The sequence below is a fragment of the Vibrio sp. D173a genome (assembly GCF_030248475.1).
In genome coordinates this window covers 1-1332 of record NZ_JAHGAH010000560.1, presented here as the reverse complement: position 1 = coordinate 1332, position 1332 = coordinate 1, and the positions used below count along the sequence as shown (strand labels likewise).

2 protein-coding genes and 1 pseudogene are annotated in these 1332 nt (G+C 44.7%); all 3 read left to right on the top strand.

Translation table 11 applies throughout. The features are described 5' to 3' along the window. A partial coding sequence (kdsC, locus tag KIV40_RS27535) for a 3-deoxy-manno-octulosonate-8-phosphatase KdsC (protein WP_285352388.1) occupies nt 1–500 on the top strand: 500 nt, incomplete at its 5' end. Beyond that, on the top strand, nt 497–1060 hold the full coding sequence (gene lptC / locus KIV40_RS27530; protein WP_285352387.1) for an LPS export ABC transporter periplasmic protein LptC: 564 nt from the start codon (nt 497–499) through the stop codon (nt 1058–1060). The genes kdsC and lptC, both read left to right, overlap by 4 nt. Further along, a pseudogene (gene lptA / locus KIV40_RS27525) lies at nt 1041–1332 on the top strand (lipopolysaccharide transport periplasmic protein LptA); the annotation flags it as partial. The gene lptC and the pseudogene lptA, both read left to right, overlap by 20 nt.

The window sequence follows — 1332 nt, the reverse complement described above, 5'->3', positions numbered from 1 at the left end:
CGAAAGAGATAAAACTGCTAATCTGTGATGTAGATGGCGTATTTTCGGATGGTCTGGTTTACATGGGCAACCAAGGTGAAGAACTTAAAACCTTCCATACTCGCGACGGCTACGGTGTAAAATCTCTCATGAATGCAGGGATTGAGATCGCTATTATCACAGGGCGTCAGTCTCAAATCGTTGAAAATCGTATGACGGCTCTCGGTATTAAGCTGATTTACCAAGGTCAAGATGACAAGGTTAAAGCTTACCAAGATATCTGCGATAAACTGAATATTGCCCCAGAGCACACCGGCTACATCGGTGATGACCTAATAGATTGGCCAGTTATGGAAAAAGTCGCACTGAAAGTGTGTGTCGCGGATGGGCACCCACTATTGGTTCAACGTGCCAACTACGTGACCAACATTAAAGGCGGCCATGGCGCAGTACGAGAAGTCTGCGACCTTATTTTACAAGCAAGGGATGAGCTAGACGTGCACAAAGGTCTAAGCATATGAGTTTAACTCGTATTATCTATTTAATTTTGTTCTTTATTGCTTCTTGGTCTGCATATTACCTGTATGACAAAGAGCAGAACACCGCGATCCAGGTTGCTCCTAACCTGGAGTTGCCCGTGTTCAGTGGAAAAAATCTAGATAATATCAGCTACGACCAAGCCGGTATTCGTAGCTACCAGATTGAATCAAGCCATCTTGAGCACTACTCAAAAAGTGGCAATACCATCTTTGAAAATCCAGTACTCTCGGTATTTCGCGATGGACATACGATTGAATGGCAGATGACCGCAAGACGTGCGGTACTCGACGATGACCAAACCCTGACACTTTATGATAATGTAATAGTGAAAAACCTATTACCAGAAGCCAGCTTCGACAACATGACTATGGATAAGTTGGTTGTTGAGCTCACTAGCCGAGACTTTCACTCAGAAAGCACAGTACATCTGATCGGCCCATTATTTGAAACTGAGGGACAAGCTATGAAGGGCAACTTCGATAGCAATACTGCGACCCTCTTTGACACTGTTCAAGGTAGATATGAAACTCTTACACCTTAGTTTACTTGCTTTTGCGTTTGCCGCGCCGAACGCTTTTGCTCTGTCATCGGACACAGAGCAACCCGTGTATATTGATTCGGATAGCCAGCAGCTTGATATGAAAAGCAACAAGGTTACGTTTGCGGGCGATGTAAAACTTAAGTAAGGCAGCATCAATATCAACGCTGACAAGATCATTGTGACGCGCAATGCTGCGAATGGTGAGATTGAGGCGATCCAAGGTTTTGGTAACCCTGCGCTTTTCTCACAGCTTACAGATGCTGGTAAGACGC